The organism is Sphingomonas trueperi, assembly GCF_040545665.1.
Lineage (GTDB): Bacteria > Pseudomonadota > Alphaproteobacteria > Sphingomonadales > Sphingomonadaceae > Sphingomonas > Sphingomonas trueperi_B.
In genome coordinates this window covers 170,043-188,528 of record NZ_JBEPMH010000003.1, presented here as the reverse complement: position 1 = coordinate 188,528, position 18,486 = coordinate 170,043, and the positions used below count along the sequence as shown (strand labels likewise).

Sequence of the window (18,486 nt, the reverse complement as noted above, 5' to 3'; positions counted from 1 at the left end):
GTCCGGGATTGCTGCGATGCGGTACGTCAAACGCCCCATGGCGGCGCATCCCTTTTCCCCAAACTCTGCGAGCACAAGCCGGCCGCTCGCAGTGGCGGCCGGGGACCAAAGCAGAAAAAGGGGGCTAGGGTGGCACGATCGATTTCCCGCGCGGCGCTGTTGGGTGCAACCGTTCTCGCAAGCTTCGGCGCGACCCGCGCGGCGGCGCAGACCGAAGGCGCCGGCACCGCTTCGGTCCAGCAGGCGGAGGATCAGGGCGGCGGTAGCGCCAACGAGATCGTCGTTACCGGCAGCCGTCGTAGCGTCACGCTCCAGGATGCGCCGATCAACATCAGCGCCGTCTCCGAAGAAACGCTCGCGCGCCAGCGGATCGACGATGTGCGCGGCCTGGCTGCCTTCACCCCCGGCCTGACGATCGTCGACACCGGTCCGGCAAGCACCGGCAACATCATCCTGCGCGGCATCGAATCCGGCGATACCAGCGTCAGCGGATCCAATGCCAATAGCGCGGTAGGCGTGTATCTGGGCGAAGTCCCGCTCTACCTCGATTTCAAATTGATCGATATCGCGCGCGTCGAGACGCTGCTTGGTCCGCAGGGAACGCTGTACGGCCTCGGTACGCTGGCAGGCGCGGTGCGCTACATGCCCAATCGGCCGAACACCAGCCGCTTCTCGGTGGATCTGCACGGCCGCGGCTATGTGCAGTCGCACAGCAGCGACCTCGGCCGGATCGGCGATATGGTCGTCAACGTGCCGATCCTCAGCGATCATGTCGCGCTGCGATCGGTGGTCGGCTATTATGACAATCCGGGCTTCATCGATTACAACTGTCTGCTGCAGCAGCCGGGCATCTCCGACGCCCAGCCGGTGCGCGGCACCACCGCCGCCGATGCCTCGCTCGGTACGCGCGCCGATTATGCGCGCAACTTCAAGCGGCAGGACGACGTCAATTTCGAGCACACCTTCACCACGCGCAACACGCTGCTGCTTGAATACAACCCGAACGTGAAGGCGTTCCTGACCTATGCCCACCAGGATACCAAGACCAACGGCCGCCAGGCCAATGGCGCGGGCGTGCTGGGCACCGGCAATTACGAAGGCCCATGGCGCTATCTCGAGCCGTTCCACCGCAGCGCCGACCTGTTCTCGGCCGAGTTCAACATCAACCTGTTCAACGTGGCGCAGCTGGTCAGCACCACCGCCTATACCGAACAGAAGATCGAGAATGTCGACGACAACACCGACCTGCTGCTCGACCTGAACTATGGCTATGAGGCGTTCCCGGCTTTCTCGTCCTTCGCCAACAACCACCGCAAATACAAGCAGTTCAACCAGGAGGTGCGGCTGGTCTCCTCGCATGGCGGGCCGGTAAACTGGGTGATCGGCGGATTCTACAACCGACTGAAATATGCCAGTGACCGCCAGGAATATACGCCGGGCTTCGCTGCCTTCGCAGGCGTGAACCGGCCGGACGACCTTGAGTACATCTCCTTCGTCAACACCAGGACGGTGGAGAAGGCGGTCTATGGCGAAGCGACGCTGCACGCCACCTCGGCCTGGCAGGTCACCGGCGGCCTGCGCTATTTCAAGTATGACGCGACCGCGACCGGCGGCACCGACACGCCGCTGTTTGGCGGTGGGCTCACCCGCACGCCCTATCCGCTGATCCAGTTCGACCCCAGCCGGGTCCGCACCGGCAGCACCGGTGACGACGGCTTCGTGTGGAAGGCGAACACCTCGTACAAGTTCAGCTCCGATCTGCTCGCCTATGCGACCTACAGCACCGGCTACCGGATCGGCGGCGTCAATCGGGTCGCACCCTGCGTGATCCCGCTGCCGCCCGGGCAGAATGTCTGCGCGCTACCCAATGAGCTGGTCTACGGGCCGGACAAGACGCGCAATATCGAAGTCGGCGTGCGCGCCTCGCTGTTCGACAAGCGGCTGCAATTCACCGTGGACGCGTTCCGCGTGAAGTGGAGCGATGTGCAGGTGCCCAGCCAGACGGTGAACGGCGCCGTCGGCATCACGACCAATGCCGGTGCCGCGGTTTCCAAGGGCGTCGAATTCACCGGCTCGTTCAAGGTCCTGCCGCAGCTGACGCTGCAGGGCACCTATTCCTACACCGACGCCCATCTGACGGAGGACGTGGCCAGCCTCGTCGTCAGCCAGGGCGTGCGCTACGATGCGAAGGACGGCGACCGCCTGCCGGGCTCGGCCAAGCATTCGGGCAGCGCGCAGCTGACCTACACCTACCCGCTGCCGCATGGCGGCGAGATCGAGGCCAACTGGGCGGCGACCTATATGGGCGACATCTATTCGCGCGTCGGCCTGCGCGGCTTCGGCGAGGCGATCCCCGATTACATGACGCACCGCGCCTCGGTGACCTACCGTGACAAGATGTTCGAGGTCGGCCTGTTCGCGGACAACATCTTCAACAAATATGCCTATACCTCGGTGAGCAATGATCTCAGCTCGTACAACCAGACCCGCACGGGCGTGGTCGAGCGCTATTATGCCCGCTCGGTGCTGACGCCGCGCCGCGTCGGGATCGACTTCCGTATCCATTATTGACCGGTGCCGCCCGTCGGGGCGGCTCCCGCCGAATTGCTCCCCGCGGGAGGCGCCCCTCGCGCCTCCCGCTCCCCCATCTTCAAGGTGCAGACATGCTCAAATTGTTGGTTACCCCGCCCGCCGGCGCCCAGACGGTCGTCGAGGCGCAGGAAGGGCTGAGCGTGATGGAGATCATCCGTGATGCCGGGTTCGAGGCGCTGCCGGCCTTTTGCGGCGGCGGCCTGTCGTGCGCGACCTGCCACGTCTATGTCGACCCGGCCTTTGCCGAACTTCTGCCGCCGATGAGTGACGACGAGGACGCGCTGCTCGACGGCGCCGAGCAGCGGCGCCCGGGCTCGCGGCTTTCCTGCCAGATTCCGTTCGGCCCGGCGCTCGACGGCCTTGCGGTGGAAATCGCGCCCGATCTGGGCTGACCCGGCGCCCGTCAGTGCAGCGCGCCGTCCAGATGGGCGAGCTTGTCGGGATTGCGCATCACATAGACGGCGCGGATCCTGCCCGCGTCGATCAGCAAGGCGGTGGTCTGCAGCAGCCCGTCGGCCTCGCGGGTCACGAAGCCGGGCAGGCCGTTGACATAGGCCATGTGAAGCAGCGTGCCTTGCCGCCCGCGCAGCAGCCGCGCGATCGCGGCGAAGCTGCGGGTGACTTCGCTGAGCCCGCGCATAACCCGGCCGGCGGCGGGCCGCTTGCCGCCGCCATCCGAGTGCAGTGTGACGTCCTCCGCCAGCATCGCGCCCAGCGCGGCGATGTCGCCCCCGCGCGAGGCGGCGAAGAAGGCCTGCGCGATCGCCATGCCATGGCCGCGCTCCACCGGGAAGCGCGGCCGCTCACCGCGGATATGCGCGCGTGCCCGGGCGGCAAGCTGCCGGCAGGCGGCGGGATCGCGGTCGAGGCTTTCGGCGATCGTCTCGAAACTTTCGTCGAACACGTCGTGGAGCAGGAACGCCGCCCGCTCGAGCGGGGAGAGCCGCTCGAGCGCCAGCAGCAGCGGCAGCGTCACGTCGTCCGCCGGTTCCGGCTCGACCACCGGATCGGGCAGCCAGGGGCCGACATAGGTCTCGCGCCGCGCCCGTGCCGACTTGAGCTGGTCGAGGCAAAGGCGGGTGACCACGCGGCGCAGGAACGCCTCGGGCACCCGCACCGCCGCGCGATCCGCCGCGCTCCAGCGCAGCCACGCCTCCTGCACCACATCCTCGGCATCGGCGACCGAGCCCAGCATGCGGTACGCGACGCGGAGCAGCGCGGGGCGCAGCGCATCGAAGGCGGCGGCGTCGTTCATGCCTTCCAGCCGAGGTCCGCCATGAACAGGTCGAAGCCGATGGCGATGCGGTTCCAGCCGTTGATCACGGTGATGGCGAGGGTCAGCTGCACCTGCTCCTCCTTGCTGAACTGGGCGGCGAGCGCGTCATAGACCGGCTGCGGCGCGCGCTTGTCCGCGATCAGGGTGAGATGATCGACCCAGGCGAGCGCAGCGCGTTCGCGGGGCGTGTAGCAGGGCGCTTCCTCCCACGCAGGCAGCAGGGCGACGCGCTGCTCGGTCTCGCCGGCCTGACGGGCCTCGAAGCTGTGCATGTTGAGGCAATTGGCGCAGGCGTTGATCTGCGAGGCGCGCAGCTTCACCAGTTCGAGCAGCGAGGCTTCGAGGCCGCTTTGCGCAACGAGGGTCGAGAATTCCAGATACGCCTTCATCAGCGCGGGGGCGGCGGCGTAGGGGTTGGTGCGCGTGGTCATGGGGACAGGTCCTTGTCTTGCGGGGTTCGCGGACCTGACGAGAGAAGCGGGCGACGTGTGACATGCCGCCGCCGAAAATGTGCAGCCCTCAGCCGCGCACGTCTTCCTGCACCATGTCGAATTCGCGCACGCCGCGCAGGCGGCGCGCGTTGCTCACCAGCTCGCGCAGCTTCTCGCGGCGTTCGCGGGCATATTCGACGTCGCGGATCACCAGCGGGCCGCCGCGAGTCGTCTCGTCCGACGCGGTGATGGTGAGCGTGCCGATGCCGGAGATCTGGTTGACGATCGAATAGTCGAGCCGGACGTCCTTCACCCGGTACAGCTCGATCTCGTCGATCGATTTGCGGACGATGCCGCGATACAGAACGATGCGATCCTCGGTGACTTCGTACAGCGTCGCCTTGTTGCCGATCCAGCGCACCGCGAGAATGACGAAGCCCACGCCGACCAGGCACAGCGCCACGGTCGCCCAGCCGGCGAACGAGCCCTTGAGCCATCCGGCGGTGGAGGATTGGAAGCGATCGATCAGCTGCGCCATGCCGCCATCATAGCCGGGCCGGCGGCCGCCGCAACGGGGATGTCAGCCGGCGGTGGGGGTGAGGAAGCGGATCATCTCCTCGCGGCTGATTCGGTCGTCGCGGTTCGCGTCGGCGCCGATGAAGCTGCGATCGATCCACGCCTTTGCCTCGGGCTTCTCGGGCTTGAAGTCGGCGTCCTTGGCGTTGCGCAATGCGGTGAGCCAGCTGGCATATTCGGCCTTGTCGAGTGCGCCGTCGCCATTGGCGTCGTAGCGGGCGAACTGCGCCTCGACCGGCAGCTTGGCGGGATCGGGGCGGGGCGTGGGTTGGGCGGCCTCGGCGGCGGATGGCGGACCGGCCGGCGCGTCGGCACCTTGCAGCGGCTTGTCGGCCGGCGTCGGCTGGGTACCCGGCATTGCCTGGTTGGCCGCGGGGGCAGGGGGCTGGCCCGCCTGTGCGGGTTGCGCAGGCGTCTGCGGCGCCGTGGCGGTGGCCTGCAGGGCGGCGGCGAGCAACAACGGGGTCAGCATCGGGTGATCTCCTCAGGCGGACAACGGCCGGGGCGCGGGTTCGGTTGCCGCTCTGGCCGGTTCTTGCTAGGCGCGGCGGCGACCCGCCCGGGCTGCCGGGCACTCCCATTCCGCACAGAAGGAACGCCATGGTCCCCCGTTATGCCCGCGCCGCGATGACCGACATCTGGTCGCCCGAGACGCGCCTCGCCATCTGGTTCGAGATCGAGGCGCATGCCACGCAAGCGCTCGCCGATCTGGGCGTGGTGCCGCAGAGCGCCGCCAAGGCGCTGTGGGACTGGTGGGCGACCAAGCCGGCGATCGACGTCGCCGCGATCGACGCGATCGAGGCGGTGACCAAGCATGACGTGATCGCCTTCCTCACCTGGGTGGCCGAGCAGGTGGGCGAGGAAGCCCGCTTCATGCACCAGGGCATGACCAGCTCCGACGTGCTCGACACCTGCTTGGCGGTGCAGCTGGCCCGCGCGAGCGACCTGCTGCTCGCCGATATCGACGCACTGCTGGAAGTGCTCGAGCGCCGCGCCCGCGAGCACAAGATGACCCCGACGATCGGCCGCAGCCACGGCATCCATGCCGAGCCGGTCACCTTCGGCCTCAAGCTGGCCGAGGCGCATGCCGAGTTCCAGCGCAACAAGGCGCGCCTGCTCGCCGCTCGCGCGGACATCGCCACCTGCGCGATCTCGGGTGCGGTCGGCACCTTCGCCAACATCGACCCGCGGGTGGAAGAACATGTCGCCGCCAAGCTCGGCCTGTCGGTCGAGCCGGTCTCGACCCAGGTGATCCCGCGCGATCGCCACGCGATGTTCTTCGCCACGCTGGGCGTGATTGCCTCGTCGATCGAGCGGCTCGCGGTCGAAATCCGCCACCTGCAGCGCACCGAAGTGCTGGAGGCGGAAGAGTATTTCTCGCCGGGCCAGAAGGGCTCGTCGGCCATGCCGCACAAGCGCAATCCGGTGCTGACCGAGAACCTGACCGGCCTCGCCCGCATGGTGCGCGGCTATGTCACCCCGGCGCTGGAAAATGTCGCGCTGTGGCACGAACGCGACATCAGCCACTCCTCGGTCGAGCGCTATATCGGCCCGGACGCGACGATCACGCTCGACTTCGCGCTCGCCCGTCTCACCGGCGTGGTCGACAAGCTGCTGGTCTACCCGGTGCGGATGCAGAAGAATCTCGATCGCATGGGCGGGCTGGTCCATTCGCAGCGCGTGCTGCTGGCACTGACCCAGGCGGGGGTAAGCCGCGAGGACGCCTATCGCCTCGTCCAGCGCAACGCGATGAAGGTGTGGGAGTCCGACGGCGAACTCTCGCTGATGGAACTGCTTAAGGCGGACTCTGAAGTAACCGCGGCGCTCAGCCCCGAGGTGATCGAGGAGAAGTTCGACCTCGGCTATCACTACCGCCATGTGGATACGATCTTCGCCCGCGTCTTCGGTGCAGCATGATTTGAGGCCATTTCGGCCATAATGGAACGGATCCACGGCGTGCGATTTTTGCTTGCCGTGGGTCCTTTCCTCTTCAACAATCTGTCCGCATGAACGCCGCGCATCGCCGATTGCGGGAAGCCACGGGCGCCGCGCATGCGCGGGTCGACGCGCTGTTCAGCCGCTTCGACCTCGCCCGCCGCGACGATTATGCCGGGCTGCTCGCCGCCCATGCCGAGGCGCTGTTGCCGGTGGAGGCGCTGCTCGACCAGGGCGGTGCCGAGGCGATCACCGAGGATTGGCCGCAGCGCCGCCGCGCGGGCGTGATCCAGGTCGATCTCGACGCGCTCGGCATCGCCATAGACGCCCCCGAAACCACCGATTCCGTTACGTCCGATGCGGCGATGGCGGGCATGCTCTACGTGCTGGAGGGCTCGCGGCTGGGCGGTCGCTTCCTCGCGCGCAGCGTGCCGGACAGCTGGCCGCGCGCCTATCTGGGCAGTCACCAGCCGCCGCATATGTGGCCGGAATTGTTGGAAAAACTGGATGCCGTCCTATATGAGCCGGAATCCTTGGAAGTTGCCGTAACCGCCGCCAACCAGACCTTCGGGCGGTTCGAGGCCGCCGGCACGAAGTGGCTGGCGAAGGTTGCATAAGTGGACGACGGCGTTTTTCAGGTCGACCTGACCAACTGTGATCGGGAGCCGATCCACCAGCTGGGGGCAATCCAGCCCTTCGGCTTCCTGATCGCCTTTTCGAGCGACTGGCTGATCAAGCGCGCCTCGGCCAATGTAGCCCAGCATTTCGATCTGCCGGCCGAGGAGATGCTCGGCACCCATGCCAGCGACTATCTCGAAGACGACGCGATCCACGCGCTGCGCAACCGGCTGACGCTGCTGCGCGGCGACGATGCGCTGGAGCGGATTTTCGGCATCAAGGCGCTGCGCACCCGCGGCCGCACCTACGACCTCGCGCTCCACATGACCGGCGACACGATCGTCGTCGAGGGCGAGCCCTGCACCTCGGATGTGGCCGGCGATACGGCCAGCACGCTGCGCGCGATGATGGGCCGGCTGGACGAGAAGGAAAAGCTCGCCGACTTCTTCCGCGAAGGTGCGCGCCAGGTGCGGGCGCTGACCGGCTTCGACCGGGTGATGGTCTATCGCTTCGAGCGCGACGGATCGGGCGTGGTGGTGGCGGAAGCCGCCCGCAGCGGCATCGGCAGCTTCCTCGACCTGCGCTACCCGGCGAGCGACATCCCGCAGCAGGCGCGCAAGCTCTATCTGCGCACGCCCTTCCGGATCATCGCCGATGTGCACGCCGAGCCGGTGCCGATCGTTCCCCAGCGCGACGAGTTCGGCGCGCCGCTGGACCTGTCGCTGTCGGTGCTCCGCTCGGTCTCGCCGATCCATATCGAATATCTGAAGAACATGGGGGTGAAGGCCTCCATGTCGATCTCGATCATCGTCGAGGGCAAGCTTTGGGGGCTGTTCGCCTGCCACCATTATGGCGGCCCGCGCTGCCCGGGCTTCGAGCGGCGGTCGATGGCCGAGCTGTTCGGCCAGATGTTCGCGCTCAAGCTGGAGAGCCGCGAGCGCAAGGAGCTTTCGATCTACGAGGCGGCGGCGCGCGCGACCAGCGACCGGCTGCTCGCGGCGGTGGCGAGCGACGGCGGGCTGCTCGACGATCCCGAATGGCTGGGCAGTCGGCTTCGCGAAGTGGTGCCGTGCGACGGCATCGCGATCTGGATCGGCGGCAAGGTGGCATTCAGCGGCATCACCCCGCCGCCTTCGTCGTTTGCGGCGATCACCCGGCGGCTGAACGCGATGGCGGCGGGCCGCGTGTTCGCGACCGACCATTTGGCCGAGGTGCTGCCCCAGGCCGCCGACTATGCCGATGTCGGCGCCGGGCTGCTGGCGATCCCGATCAGCCGCTCCCCCCGCGATTACGTCCTGCTGTTCCGCCAGGAACTTGTGCGCACGGTCAACTGGGGCGGCGATCCGCACAAGCCGGTCGATCTCGGCCCAAATGGCGCGCGCCTGACGCCGCGGCAGAGCTTCGAGACCTGGAGCCAGGAAGTGCGCGGCCGCTCGCTGCCCTTCACCGAGGTGGAGCTGCGCATCGCCGAGGTGCTGCGTGCCTCGCTGATCGAGGTCGTGCTGCGCCTGTCCGACGACGCGCAGGAAGAGCGCCAGCGCGCCTCGGAGCGACAGGAACTGCTGATCGCCGAGCTCAACCACCGGGTGCGCAACATCCTCGGCCTGATCCGCGGGCTGGTGCGCCAGTCGCGCACGCCGGGGATGGATACCACCACCTATATCCGGATGCTCGAAGGCCGGATCGAGGCGCTGGCCCGCGCGCACGACCAGATCACCGAGGACAATTGGGCGCCCGCGCCGCTCGGCCGACTGCTGCGTACCGAGGCGGCGGCCTATCTGGGCGGTCGCTCGGCGCGGCTGGAGCAGGACGGCCCGATGGTGCTGCTGCGCCCGGCGGCCTTCTCGACGCTGGCGCTGGTGTTCCACGAGCTGATGACCAATTCGGCCAAATATGGTGCGCTGTCGGACAGCGGCACGGTTTCTGTGTGCTGGGAGCTCGACGCCCAGGGGGATTGCCGGGTCGAGTGGCGCGAGCGCGGCGGCCCCGTGGTCCAGCCGCCGACGCGGCAGGGTTTCGGCACCACGATCATCCAGCGCTCGGTTCCCTATGACCTGGGCGGCAAGGCGACCGTGCGCTACCCGCTGACCGGCCTCGAGGCGGAGTTCTGCATTCCCGCGCGGCACGTGGTGCTCGACGGTGACGCGGCCTCGAAGCATGCCCGCGACGTGGAGGAGCCGGTGGCGGTGCCCGCGGACGGCGAGATGCGCCCGATCCTGCGCGGCCCGGTGCTGCTCGTCGAGGACAGCCTGATCATCGCGATGGACGCCGAGGACATCCTGCTGCGCCTGGGTGCCGAGCGGGTGGTGACCGCGGCCTCGATCGGCAACGCGCTCGAGGAAATCGGCGCCGAGCAGTTCGACGTCGCGATCCTCGACGTCAATCTGGGGGCCGAGACCAGCCTGCCGATCGCGGACCGCTTGCGCGCCGACGGCGTGCCCTATGCTTTCGCGACCGGCTATGGCGAGCAGCTCCAGCTCGACGCCGACCATGCTGGCGTTCCGGTGCTGCAGAAGCCCTACACCGCGGTGAACATGGCGCGGATGCTGGAAGGGCTGCTCGGACGGTAGGTAGCGTATCCTCCCCTTGCTGGGGAGGATGCTGGGGCTCGTCACTGCCCCTTGGGCAGCTTGATCCCGAGCAGCACCAGCCGCTCGCCGGTGATGCCGAACCAGTGGGGCACGCCCGCCGGCACCAGGATCACGTCGCCGGGCGCGAGCGTGCGGGTGGTGCCGCCCTCGATCCGGCTGCCTTCGACCAGCGTCGCGTTGCGCACTTCGCGGTCGGGCATCGTGCCGCCGGAAAGGAGCGTGCCCGCGCCTTCGAGCACGATCGCATATTCGGCCTGGTCGGGGTGGACGGCGGGCTTGCCGGGCTTCTTCCAGATCTCGATCGCGGCACTGTTGCTGCCGTCGCGGACCAGCGGCTTCCAGGCAAAGCCCTGGCCTGGTTTCATTTCGGCCAGCATCGCCTTGAGCTGGGCCTGCACGTCCTTGGCGCCGGCGAAGGACGTCGGGTCGGTGGCGGTCTGCGCGACGGCGGGGGCGGCGACCAGCAATGCGGTCGCGGCGAGGGCGCTGGGCAGGATCTTCACGGCATCTCTCCCTGTAGAGTGTTGAGAACGCTGGGCGCCTCTTCCCCGCCAGCCTGCCACAGCCGGATCAGCCCCGCCAGCGCAACCGATCGACCAGCAGCGCGAAGGCCGGCGTGGGCTGGCGGCGGCTGGGGTAATAGAGATGGTAGCCCGCGAAGGGCGGGGAGAAGCGCGTCAGTACCGCCTCCAGCGCGCCGCTCGCGAGGTGCGGCGCCAGCATCGCATCCGGCAGACAGGCGATGCCGAACCCGTCGAGCGCGGCACGGAGGATCGGGAACACCGAGGAGAAGGTGAGTGGCCCGTCCACCCACACCTTGCGCTCGCGGCCCTCCTCCTCGAATTCCCAGGCATAGAGCCCGCCATAGGTCGGCAGGCGCAGGTTGATGCAGGCGTGCGCCGTCAGGTCCTCGATCGCCTCCGGCCGCCCGGTACGATCGAAATAGGCGGGGGAGGCGACCGCGAGCATCCGCGCCTCGGGCCCGATCGGCACGGCCACCATGTCCTTGGCGATGATGTCGCCGAAGCGCACGCCCGCGTCGAACCGCTCGGCTACGATGTCCTTCAGCCGATAGTCGCTGTCGATCTCGACCCGGATGTCGGGGAATTCGCGGAGGATCGGCGCCAGCCGCGGCCAGAGCAGCGTGTTGAGCGAATGCTCGTCGGCGCTGATCCGGACCAGCCCGGCCGGCTTGTCGCGCAGTGCGCTGAGCGCCGCCAGCTCGGCCTCGATCTCGTCCAGCCGCGGGGCGAGCGTGGCGAACAGCCGCTCGCCTGCCTCGGTGAGGCTGACGCTGCGGGTGGTGCGGTGGAGCAGCCGCACCCCCAGCCGCTCCTCCAGCCCGCGCATCGCATGGCTCAGCGCCGAGGGCGTCACCCCGCTCTGCGCCGCCGCCCGGGTGAAGCTCTTCTGGCGTGCGACGGCGAGGAAAGCGGTCAGTTCGGAGAGCTGCTGGCGGTTCATTGCTGAACTCTATTCAGCACTGCATGCAGATACCAGCGTCTAATCCGCAGAGTATGCCGGGCCTATCTCCCGTCTGGCGCGGCCCCCGCGTCGGCAGGAGCATGCATGCAACTCAAGCGCAACGGCAGCCAGCCCTCGCAGACCGGCCCCGCCGAATGGTTCACCGGCCGCGTGCGGATCGACCCGCTCAACACCGCCCCGCCGCCCGCACGGCACGGGGTGGCGAGCGTCACCTTCGAGCCCGGCGCGCGCACCGTGTGGCACACCCATCCGCTGGGCCAGACGCTGGTCGTCCTCTCCGGCGTCGGCTGGACCCAGTGCGAGGGCGAGGCGATCGTCGAGATCCGCGCCGGCGATGTCGTCTGGTGCCCGCCCGGCCATCGCCACTGGCACGGCGCCAGCGCCACCACCGCGATGACCCATATCGCCATCCAGGAAGCGCTGGACGGCACGATGGTCGCGTGGATGGAGCCGGTCGACGACGCAACCTATCGCGCCGGCCCGCGCTGAACCTTTCGAACCCCCAGCACCCCAGGAGATACCCACCATGGCCACCAAAGCCTATGGCGCCTATGCCGCCGACAAGCCGCTCGAACCGATCGATATCGAACGCCGCGCCCCCGGCGCGCACGACGTGCAGATCGACATCCTCTATTGCGGCGTCTGCCACTCGGACCTCCACCAGGTCCGCTCCGAATGGGACGGCACGCTCTATCCGTGCGTACCGGGCCACGAGATCGTCGGCCGGGTGAGCGCGGTCGGCGGCCATGTCTCGAAGTTCGCGGTGGGCGACGTGGTCGGCGTCGGCTGCATGGTCGACAGCTGCCAGCACTGCGCGTCGTGCGACGAGGGTCTCGAGCAATATTGCGAGAACGGCTTCGTCGGCACCTATAACGGCCCGACGCCGGACGCCCCCGGCCACACGCTGGGCGGCTATTCGCAGCGCATCGTCGTCAGCGACAAGTTCGTCCTCAAGGTCGGGCATGGCGAGGAGCATTTGGCGGCCGTCGCGCCGCTGCTCTGCGCGGGCATCACCACCTGGTCGCCGCTCCGCCACTGGCAGGTGGGGCCGGGCAAGAAGGTGGGCATCGTCGGCATCGGCGGCCTCGGCCATATGGGCGTGAAGCTGGCGCATGCGCTGGGCGCGCACGTCGTCGCCTTCACCACCTCGGAGAGCAAGCGCGCAGATGCGCTGGCGCTGGGCGCGGACGAGGTCGTCGTGTCGCGCGATGCCGAAGCAATGGCGGCGCATGCCGACAGCTTCGACTTCATCCTCGATACGGTCGCGGCGAGCCATAATCTCGACGCCTTCACCGCCCTGCTCAAGCGCGACGGCACGCTGACGCTGGTGGGCGTGCCCGAGCATGCGCACCCCTCGCCCAACGTCGCGGCGCTGATCTTCAAGCGCCGCGCGATCGCCGGCTCGCTGATCGGCGGCATCGCCGAGACGCAGGAGATGCTCGATTTCTGCGCCGAGCACGGCATCGTCGCCGATATCGAGATGATCCGTGCCGAGGAGATTAACACGGCGTACGAGCGGATGCTCAAGAGCGACGTGAAGTACCGCTTCGTCATCGACATCGCGTCGATGGGCTGAAGCTGGGGCCGCTCGTCCGGGATTCCGGGCGGGCGGCTATTCTTCATACCCATTGGGTTGTCGAAGCAGTCGGCGGCCGAGCGTCAGCAGGCCGAACCCGGCCGCAAAGGGAATCCCGCCCAATGCCATGATCCAGAGCATCACTGGCGTCTGAAAAAGCATGGGCATTGCCATCACGATAGCCGCGAGCGAGCAGAGCCCGCTGGTGGTCATCGTCAGAATGCCGATGCCGATCAGCAATCCCCCGAAAAACCGTTTCATGCCATCGCCCTCCCCCGTGCGAGTACGCCCGCGCCCTCGGCGCCCGGGCGGTAGAATGTATTGTACGTGTCGAACGGTATGATCTGCCCTTGCGGCGTCACGAAATGCACGCAGCTGCGCTTCACCGTGCCGAGATCGAAATTGTAGCGATCGAGGAATTGCTGGATCACCACGCGGAAGCTGTTCGCATAGGTTATCTCCTGCGGGACCAGCGCCTGGGGCAGGCAGCAGAGCAGATCGGCCAGCTTCTCCTCGGTATTGCACTGGGCGGTAGCGAGGCTCAGCAGGTCAAGCACCGCCTCCCGTAGCTTCGGATAGGCCTCGTAGCTCACCGTGTTCGGCCCCTGCAGGATCAGTTCGCGCGGCAGCAGCGACGTGACCGGGGTGACCGACCTGCCATTGCGCAGGCCGTACCCGATGCAGATCTGGTCCGGGTTGCATGGCAGCGGGATCATGTCCTCGGCAGCGAAGACGCCGGCCTTCACCACCTCGCGGCGGATCTGGGTGAGCAGCATCCGGTTGGCCTTGGCGTCGAACCCCTCGTTGCGGCCGGCATCCTGCACCGGCTGGAAGGTGACGCCGCGCACGCACGCCCATTCCAGCGCATGCTGGACGATCCGACCGATCTCGCCATCGTTCACCCCGCGCTTGACCACCGCGACCAGCGTGGTGGACAGGTCCGCCCGCTCCAGCGCTTCCAGCGCCGCCTGTCGCACGCGGGCGAGCCGGGCGCCGCGCAGGTCCATCAGCGCCTCGTCGTCCAGGCTGTCGAACTGGAGATAGACTTCCAGCGCCGGCTTGTAGCCGGCCAGTCGGGCGACGAAGGACAGGTCCTGCGCGATGCGCACACCGTTGGTGTTGATCATCACATGGCGGATCGGGCGGCGCTTCACCGCATCCAGGATCTCGAAGAATTGCGGGTGCAGCGTCGGCTCGCCGCCCGAGAGTTGCACCAGATCGGGCTCGCCCTCGCTGGCGACCAGTGCGTCGAGCATCGCCTCGATCGTCGCCAGCGGCAGATGGGCGCCGTGCAGATCCTCGGCATCGGCGAAGCATACCGGGCAGGCAAGGTTGCAGGCCGAATTGATCTCTATGATCGCCAGGCAGCTATGCTGCTCGTGATCGGGGCACAGCCCGCAATCGAACGGGCAGCCCGCCTCGGTGCGGGTCTGGGTGGCGAGCGGGCGGTCGCCGGGCTTCAGCCAGTCCTTCTGCGCGCGCCAATAGGCGAGATCGTCGCTGATCAGCGTCTTCTGCACGCCGTGGCTGCGGCAGCGCTTGAGATAATAGACGCGCTCTTCCTCGACGATCACCTTGGCGGGGATCACCTCAAGGCAGGTCTCGCACAGGCTGCTCGTCTGCCCGTGGAACAGATAGGGCGCCGCCTTGCGCGGCGGCGCGGCCAGCGCGGTTGCCGCGGAGGATCCAGACAAGGGCATAGAGGCACAATCCCAGCATCGTGAGGTGGAAGACGTTGAGCGGCCCGATCACGCGCGGATAGGGCTTAAGGAATTCCCAGGCGAAGCGCTGCACGGCATAGGCCAGCACGAAGGCGTGGAAGCCATGCTCCGTCGCCCAGGCGCGGCCGGCGCGCAGCGCGCGGACATAGAAGAGCAGAAACAGCGCGATCGACAGCGATTCGTAGAGCTGCACCGGGTGGCGGGCGATGCCGTCGCCAAGCTCGATGCCCCAGGGCAGCGCGGTGGGCGCGCCGTAGGTCTGGTCGGCCAGCCCCGCGAACAGGCAGCCCCAGCGCCCGACGATGATGCCCAGCACCAGCGGCACCACGAACGGCCCGCCGGTCGAGCCGCGGACCCCGCGCACCTGCTTCCAGATCTCGACCGCGACGATCGCGCCCGCCAGCGCGCCGGCGATCGAGTGGGACAGGACCGGCCGCGCATCGTGCAGGGTATTGAGCGATCCCAGCAGCCAGGCGCCCACCGCACCGCCGATCGCGAGCGTGACGAAATAGCTGGGGTCGGTCTGCCGGGCGAGCCCCTCCACGCTGGTGCGCCGCTGCCGGTATACCCAGCGCCCGCCGGCCGCCGCCGCAAGCCAGGCTGCTGCGTCACCGAGATAATGCAACCAGGGGGCGGTGGGCAGATGGAGCATCGGCGTGAAGCTAGCCGCGCTTCCACGCGATCGGAAGCGTGCCCCCGCATTTCCCTTTCCGCCGCGCACACCCTACATCGCGGCGATGCATCTTCGCGCCGAAGCCATCCTGCTCAGCGTTCGCGCGCACGGCGAACACGGCGCGATCGTGCGGGCGCTGACCGAAAGCGACGGCGTCCAGCCCGGCTATGTCCGCGGCGGCCGATCGCGGGCGCTGCGGCCGGTGCTGCAACCGGCAAACCTCATCCAGGGCGAATGGCGCGCCCGGACCGAAGAGCAACTGGCGGGGCTCACCGTCGAACTGCTCCACAGCCGCGCGCCGATGTTCGGTGAGCCGCTGCCCGCCGCCGCGCTCGCCTGGGTGACCGCGCTCACCGCCGCGACGCTGCCGGAAGGCTTGCCCTATCCCCGACTCCATGCCGCGCTGGGCGGCGTGCTCGACGCGATCGAGGCCGCCCCCGCTGCCCGCGGCTGGGCGGTCGCGCTGGTGCGCTACGAACTGCTGCTGCTCGCCGAACTCGGCTTCGGTCTCGATCTGGAACGCTGTGCGGCAACGGGTACGAGCGAAGACCTTGCTTTTGTCAGTCCCAAGAGCGGCATCGCGGTGAGCCGGGCAGGGGCGCTCGGCTATGAGAATCGCCTGCTCGCGCTGCCCGCTTTCCTCACCGCAGGCGGTGCGGCGGACTGGGAGGACATCCTCGCCGGCCTGCGGCTCACCGGCCACTTCCTGGCGCGGGACCTGCTGATCGGCCGGGGTGCCGATCTGATGGCGGCGCGCGCCCGCCTGGTGGACCGATTGTTGCGGGCGGTTGCATGAAGGCCCCCAGGGCGGCTAAGCGCGCCTCTCAGGACATGCTGCCAGCGTGGGGATCGGAATGCCGTTGATTGCTGTACTGCCGGGTGACGGGATCGGCCCCGAGGTGACGCGCGAGGCGCGCCGGGTGCTCGAGGCGCTGGATCTCGGCCTCAGCTTCGAGGAAGCGCCGGTCGGCGGCGCCGGCTATCTCGCCGCCGGCCACCCGCTGCCGGACGACACGCTGGCGCTCGCCAAGCGCGCCGACGCGGTGCTGTTCGGCGCGATCGGCGATCCGCGCTTCGAGAAGCTGGAGCGGCATCTGCGCCCCGAAGCCGCGCTGCTCGGCATCCGCAAGGCGCTCGGCCTGTTCGCCAATCTGCGACCGGCGACGCTGTTTCCCGGCCTGGAAGACGCTTCGCCGCTCAAGCCGGAGGTGGTGAACGGCCTCGACATCGTCATCGTCCGCGAGCTGATCGGCGACATCTATTTCGGCGAGAAGGGCCACCGCACCACGCCCGACGGCCTGCGCCAGGGCTATGACGTGATGAGCTATGACGAGGCGGAAGTGACTCGCATCGCCCGTGTCGGTTTCGAGATGGCCAAGCGTCGCCGCAAGAAGCTCTGCTCGGTCGACAAGGCGAACGTGCTCGAAACCTCGCAGCTGTGGCGCGACGTCGTCACCGCGATGGCCGCGGACTATCCCGAGGTCGAGCTGACCCATATGTATGTCGACAATGCCGCGATGCAGCTGGTGCGCGCGCCGGCGACGTTCGACGTGATCGTCACCGGCAACCTGTTCGGCGACATCCTCTCCGACCAGGCGAGCATGTGCGCCGGCTCGATCGGCATGCTGCCTTCGGCCTCGCTCGCCGCCTGGTCGGGCGCGAACGGCATGTACGAGCCGATTCACGGCAGCGCACCGGATATCGCCGGCCAGGGCAAGGCCAATCCCTGCGCCGCCATCCTTTCCGCAGCCATGCTGCTGCGGCACTCGCTGGGCGACGAAGCCTCGGCGCAACGCATAGAAAAAGCGGTTGCCGCAGCGCTCGCCAAGGGCGCGCGGACGGCCGATCTCGGGGGTACTCTTTCTACTGCGGCCATGGGGGACGCGGTGCTGCTGGAGCTTCAGTGAGCGAAACCCTGCTCGAACTTGCGGTCGTTATCCCCACCTTTAACGAACGCGCCAATGTTCCCCTCCTGATCGCCAAGCTGGACGCGGCCCTTGCCGGCCGCGCCTGGGAAGCGATCTTCGTCGACGACGACAGCCCCGATGGGACCGCCGACGCTGCGCGCGCGATCGGCCGAGAGGATTCGCGCGTGCGCGTGATCCAGCGGATCGGGCGGCGTGGGCTGTCCTCCGCTTGCATCGAGGGCATGTGCGCCACCGCCGCGCCCTGCGTCGCGGTGATCGACGGCGACCTGCAGCATGACGAGACGCTGCTGCCCAAGATGCTCGATGCGCTGCAGGCTGATGCGAACCTCGACGTGGTGATCGGCTCGCGCTTCTGCGAAGGCGGCTGCACCGGCGAGTGGGACAGCGAGCGCGTCGCCAAATCGGCCTTCGCGACCAGGCTGTCGCGCAAGGTGCTCAAGGCCGACCTGACCGATCCGATGAGCGGCTTCTTCATGATCCGCAGCGAAATCGCACGCGGACTGGTGCCGGTTCTCTCGGGCATCGGCTTCAAGATCCTGCTCGACATCATGACCGCGAGCCCGAAGCCGCTCCGCTTCCGCGAACTGCCCTACACCTTCCGCGTCCGCACCGAGGGCGAGAGCAAGCTCGATTACGTCGTGGCGATGGAATATCTGATCGCGCTGTACGACCGCATGTTCGGCAAGGTCGTGCCGGTGCGCTTCGCGATGTTCTCGGCGATCGGCGCGATGGGGGCGGCGGTGCATCTGGCGGTGCTGTTCCTGCTGTTCCGGATCGGCGGGCTGCCGTTCGTGACCGGCACCATCGTCGCGACGATCGTGGCGATGACGTTCAACTATCTGCTCAACAACGCGCTGACCTATCGCGAGCGGCGGCTGAAGGGCGCGGCGCTGCTGGGCGGCTGGGTGAGCTTCTGCCTGGTCTGCGCGGTGGGGGCGGCGGCCAATGTCGGGCTCGCGGCGTTCCTCCACAACGTCCAGCATGGTGACTGGCGGCTCTCGGCGCTGGCGGGGATCGCGGTCGCGGCGGTGTGGAATTTCGCGCTGTCGTCGCGGTTCGTGTGGGGGCGGTACTGAGTCCGGAG

The 18,486-nt window shown here is 68.1% G+C and carries 19 protein-coding genes; 10 read left to right on the top strand and 9 right to left on the bottom strand.

Annotated elements, in window-relative coordinates; genetic code table 11:
- Positions 1-129 precede the first annotated feature (129 nt).
- Positions 130-2,571 carry a TonB-dependent receptor gene (locus ABIC65_RS11660; RefSeq protein ID WP_354308838.1) on the top strand — a complete coding sequence of 814 codons (2,442 nt, stop codon included), beginning with the start codon at positions 130-132 and terminating at the stop codon, positions 2,569-2,571.
- Positions 2,572-2,663: 92 nt separating this feature from the next.
- A complete protein-coding gene (locus tag ABIC65_RS11655) occupies positions 2,664-2,984 on the top strand; it encodes a 2Fe-2S iron-sulfur cluster-binding protein (protein WP_315384765.1) in 321 nt (106 codons plus the stop codon).
- Between the two features lie 11 nt (positions 2,985-2,995).
- On the opposite strand, the gene ABIC65_RS11650 is transcribed toward ABIC65_RS11655, so the two are convergent.
- The 4 genes from ABIC65_RS11650 to ABIC65_RS11635 all read right to left on the bottom strand — a co-directional run bounded on the left by ABIC65_RS11650 (position 2,996) and on the right by ABIC65_RS11635 (position 5,347).
- On the bottom strand, positions 2,996-3,847 hold the full coding sequence (locus tag ABIC65_RS11650) for a sigma-70 family RNA polymerase sigma factor (protein WP_354308837.1): 852 nt from the start codon (positions 3,845-3,847) through the stop codon (positions 2,996-2,998).
- The gene (locus tag ABIC65_RS11645; RefSeq protein WP_354308836.1) at positions 3,844-4,299 is read right to left on the bottom strand and encodes a carboxymuconolactone decarboxylase family protein; all 456 of its coding nucleotides are present in this window, start codon (positions 4,297-4,299) and stop codon (positions 3,844-3,846) included. Before ABIC65_RS11645 ends, ABIC65_RS11650 begins: the two co-directional genes overlap by 4 nt.
- A gap of 88 nt (positions 4,300-4,387) precedes the next feature.
- Positions 4,388-4,837, bottom strand: a complete 450-nt coding sequence (locus ABIC65_RS11640) for a PH domain-containing protein (RefSeq protein WP_354308835.1) — start codon at positions 4,835-4,837, stop codon at positions 4,388-4,390.
- 42 nt (positions 4,838-4,879) lie between these two features.
- Positions 4,880-5,347, bottom strand: coding sequence for an EF-hand domain-containing protein (locus tag ABIC65_RS11635; protein WP_354308834.1), 468 nt, complete (start codon positions 5,345-5,347; stop codon positions 4,880-4,882).
- Positions 5,348-5,475: 128 nt separating this feature from the next.
- On the opposite strand from ABIC65_RS11635, the gene purB reads away from it, so the two are divergent.
- From purB to ABIC65_RS11620, 3 genes are all read left to right on the top strand, one after another.
- Positions 5,476-6,792, top strand: coding sequence for an adenylosuccinate lyase (gene purB / locus ABIC65_RS11630; RefSeq protein ID WP_354308832.1), 1,317 nt, complete (start codon positions 5,476-5,478; stop codon positions 6,790-6,792).
- Positions 6,793-6,881: 89 nt separating this feature from the next.
- Positions 6,882-7,427 (top strand): biliverdin-producing heme oxygenase, encoded by a 546-nt coding sequence (locus ABIC65_RS11625; protein ID WP_354308830.1) that lies wholly within the window; start codon positions 6,882-6,884, stop codon positions 7,425-7,427.
- Positions 7,428-9,998 carry an HWE histidine kinase domain-containing protein gene (locus ABIC65_RS11620; protein WP_354308829.1) on the top strand — a complete coding sequence of 857 codons (2,571 nt, stop codon included), beginning with the start codon at positions 7,428-7,430 and terminating at the stop codon, positions 9,996-9,998.
- Positions 9,999-10,039: 41 nt separating this feature from the next.
- Here ABIC65_RS11620 and ABIC65_RS11615 read toward each other — a convergent pair whose 3' ends face one another.
- Entirely contained in the window at positions 10,040-10,522 is a 483-nt protein-coding gene (locus ABIC65_RS11615) for a cupin domain-containing protein (protein WP_354308827.1), read from the bottom strand.
- Between the two features lie 67 nt (positions 10,523-10,589).
- Positions 10,590-11,483 (bottom strand): LysR family transcriptional regulator, encoded by an 894-nt coding sequence (locus ABIC65_RS11610; protein WP_354308825.1) that lies wholly within the window; start codon positions 11,481-11,483, stop codon positions 10,590-10,592.
- Positions 11,484-11,588: 105 nt separating this feature from the next.
- Between ABIC65_RS11610 and ABIC65_RS11605 the strand changes: the two genes are divergently transcribed.
- On the top strand, positions 11,589-11,993 hold the full coding sequence (locus ABIC65_RS11605; protein ID WP_354308824.1) for a (R)-mandelonitrile lyase: 405 nt from the start codon (positions 11,589-11,591) through the stop codon (positions 11,991-11,993).
- Positions 11,994-12,030: 37 nt separating this feature from the next.
- On the top strand, positions 12,031-13,080 hold the full coding sequence (locus tag ABIC65_RS11600) for an NAD(P)-dependent alcohol dehydrogenase (RefSeq protein ID WP_354308823.1): 1,050 nt from the start codon (positions 12,031-12,033) through the stop codon (positions 13,078-13,080).
- 36 nt (positions 13,081-13,116) lie between these two features.
- Here the strand turns inward: ABIC65_RS11600 and ABIC65_RS11595 are convergent, their stop codons facing one another.
- The 3 genes from ABIC65_RS11595 to ABIC65_RS11585 are packed head-to-tail and all read right to left on the bottom strand — an operon-like array spanning position 13,117 to position 15,453.
- The gene (locus ABIC65_RS11595) at positions 13,117-13,341 is read right to left on the bottom strand and encodes a hypothetical protein (protein ID WP_354308822.1); all 225 of its coding nucleotides are present in this window, start codon (positions 13,339-13,341) and stop codon (positions 13,117-13,119) included.
- The gene (locus ABIC65_RS11590; RefSeq protein WP_354308820.1) at positions 13,338-14,780 is read right to left on the bottom strand and encodes a radical SAM protein; all 1,443 of its coding nucleotides are present in this window, start codon (positions 14,778-14,780) and stop codon (positions 13,338-13,340) included. Before ABIC65_RS11590 ends, ABIC65_RS11595 begins: the two co-directional genes overlap by 4 nt.
- On the bottom strand, positions 14,671-15,453 hold the full coding sequence (locus tag ABIC65_RS11585; protein WP_354308818.1) for a prolipoprotein diacylglyceryl transferase: 783 nt from the start codon (positions 15,451-15,453) through the stop codon (positions 14,671-14,673). Before ABIC65_RS11585 ends, ABIC65_RS11590 begins: the two co-directional genes overlap by 110 nt.
- Before the next feature lie 85 nt (positions 15,454-15,538).
- Between ABIC65_RS11585 and recO the strand changes: the two genes are divergently transcribed.
- Genes recO through ABIC65_RS11570 form a run of 3 tightly spaced genes read left to right on the top strand, consistent with a single transcriptional unit; the run spans position 15,539 to position 18,478 of the window.
- Positions 15,539-16,270 carry a DNA repair protein RecO gene (gene recO, locus ABIC65_RS11580; RefSeq protein ID WP_354308817.1) on the top strand — a complete coding sequence of 244 codons (732 nt, stop codon included), beginning with the start codon at positions 15,539-15,541 and terminating at the stop codon, positions 16,268-16,270.
- A gap of 58 nt (positions 16,271-16,328) precedes the next feature.
- Positions 16,329-17,381 carry a 3-isopropylmalate dehydrogenase gene (gene leuB, locus ABIC65_RS11575; protein ID WP_354308815.1) on the top strand — a complete coding sequence of 351 codons (1,053 nt, stop codon included), beginning with the start codon at positions 16,329-16,331 and terminating at the stop codon, positions 17,379-17,381.
- On the top strand, positions 17,378-18,478 hold the full coding sequence (locus ABIC65_RS11570) for a glycosyltransferase family 2 protein (RefSeq protein ID WP_354308813.1): 1,101 nt from the start codon (positions 17,378-17,380) through the stop codon (positions 18,476-18,478). Before leuB ends, ABIC65_RS11570 begins: the two co-directional genes overlap by 4 nt.
- The last annotated feature ends 8 nt before the right edge of the window (positions 18,479-18,486 follow it).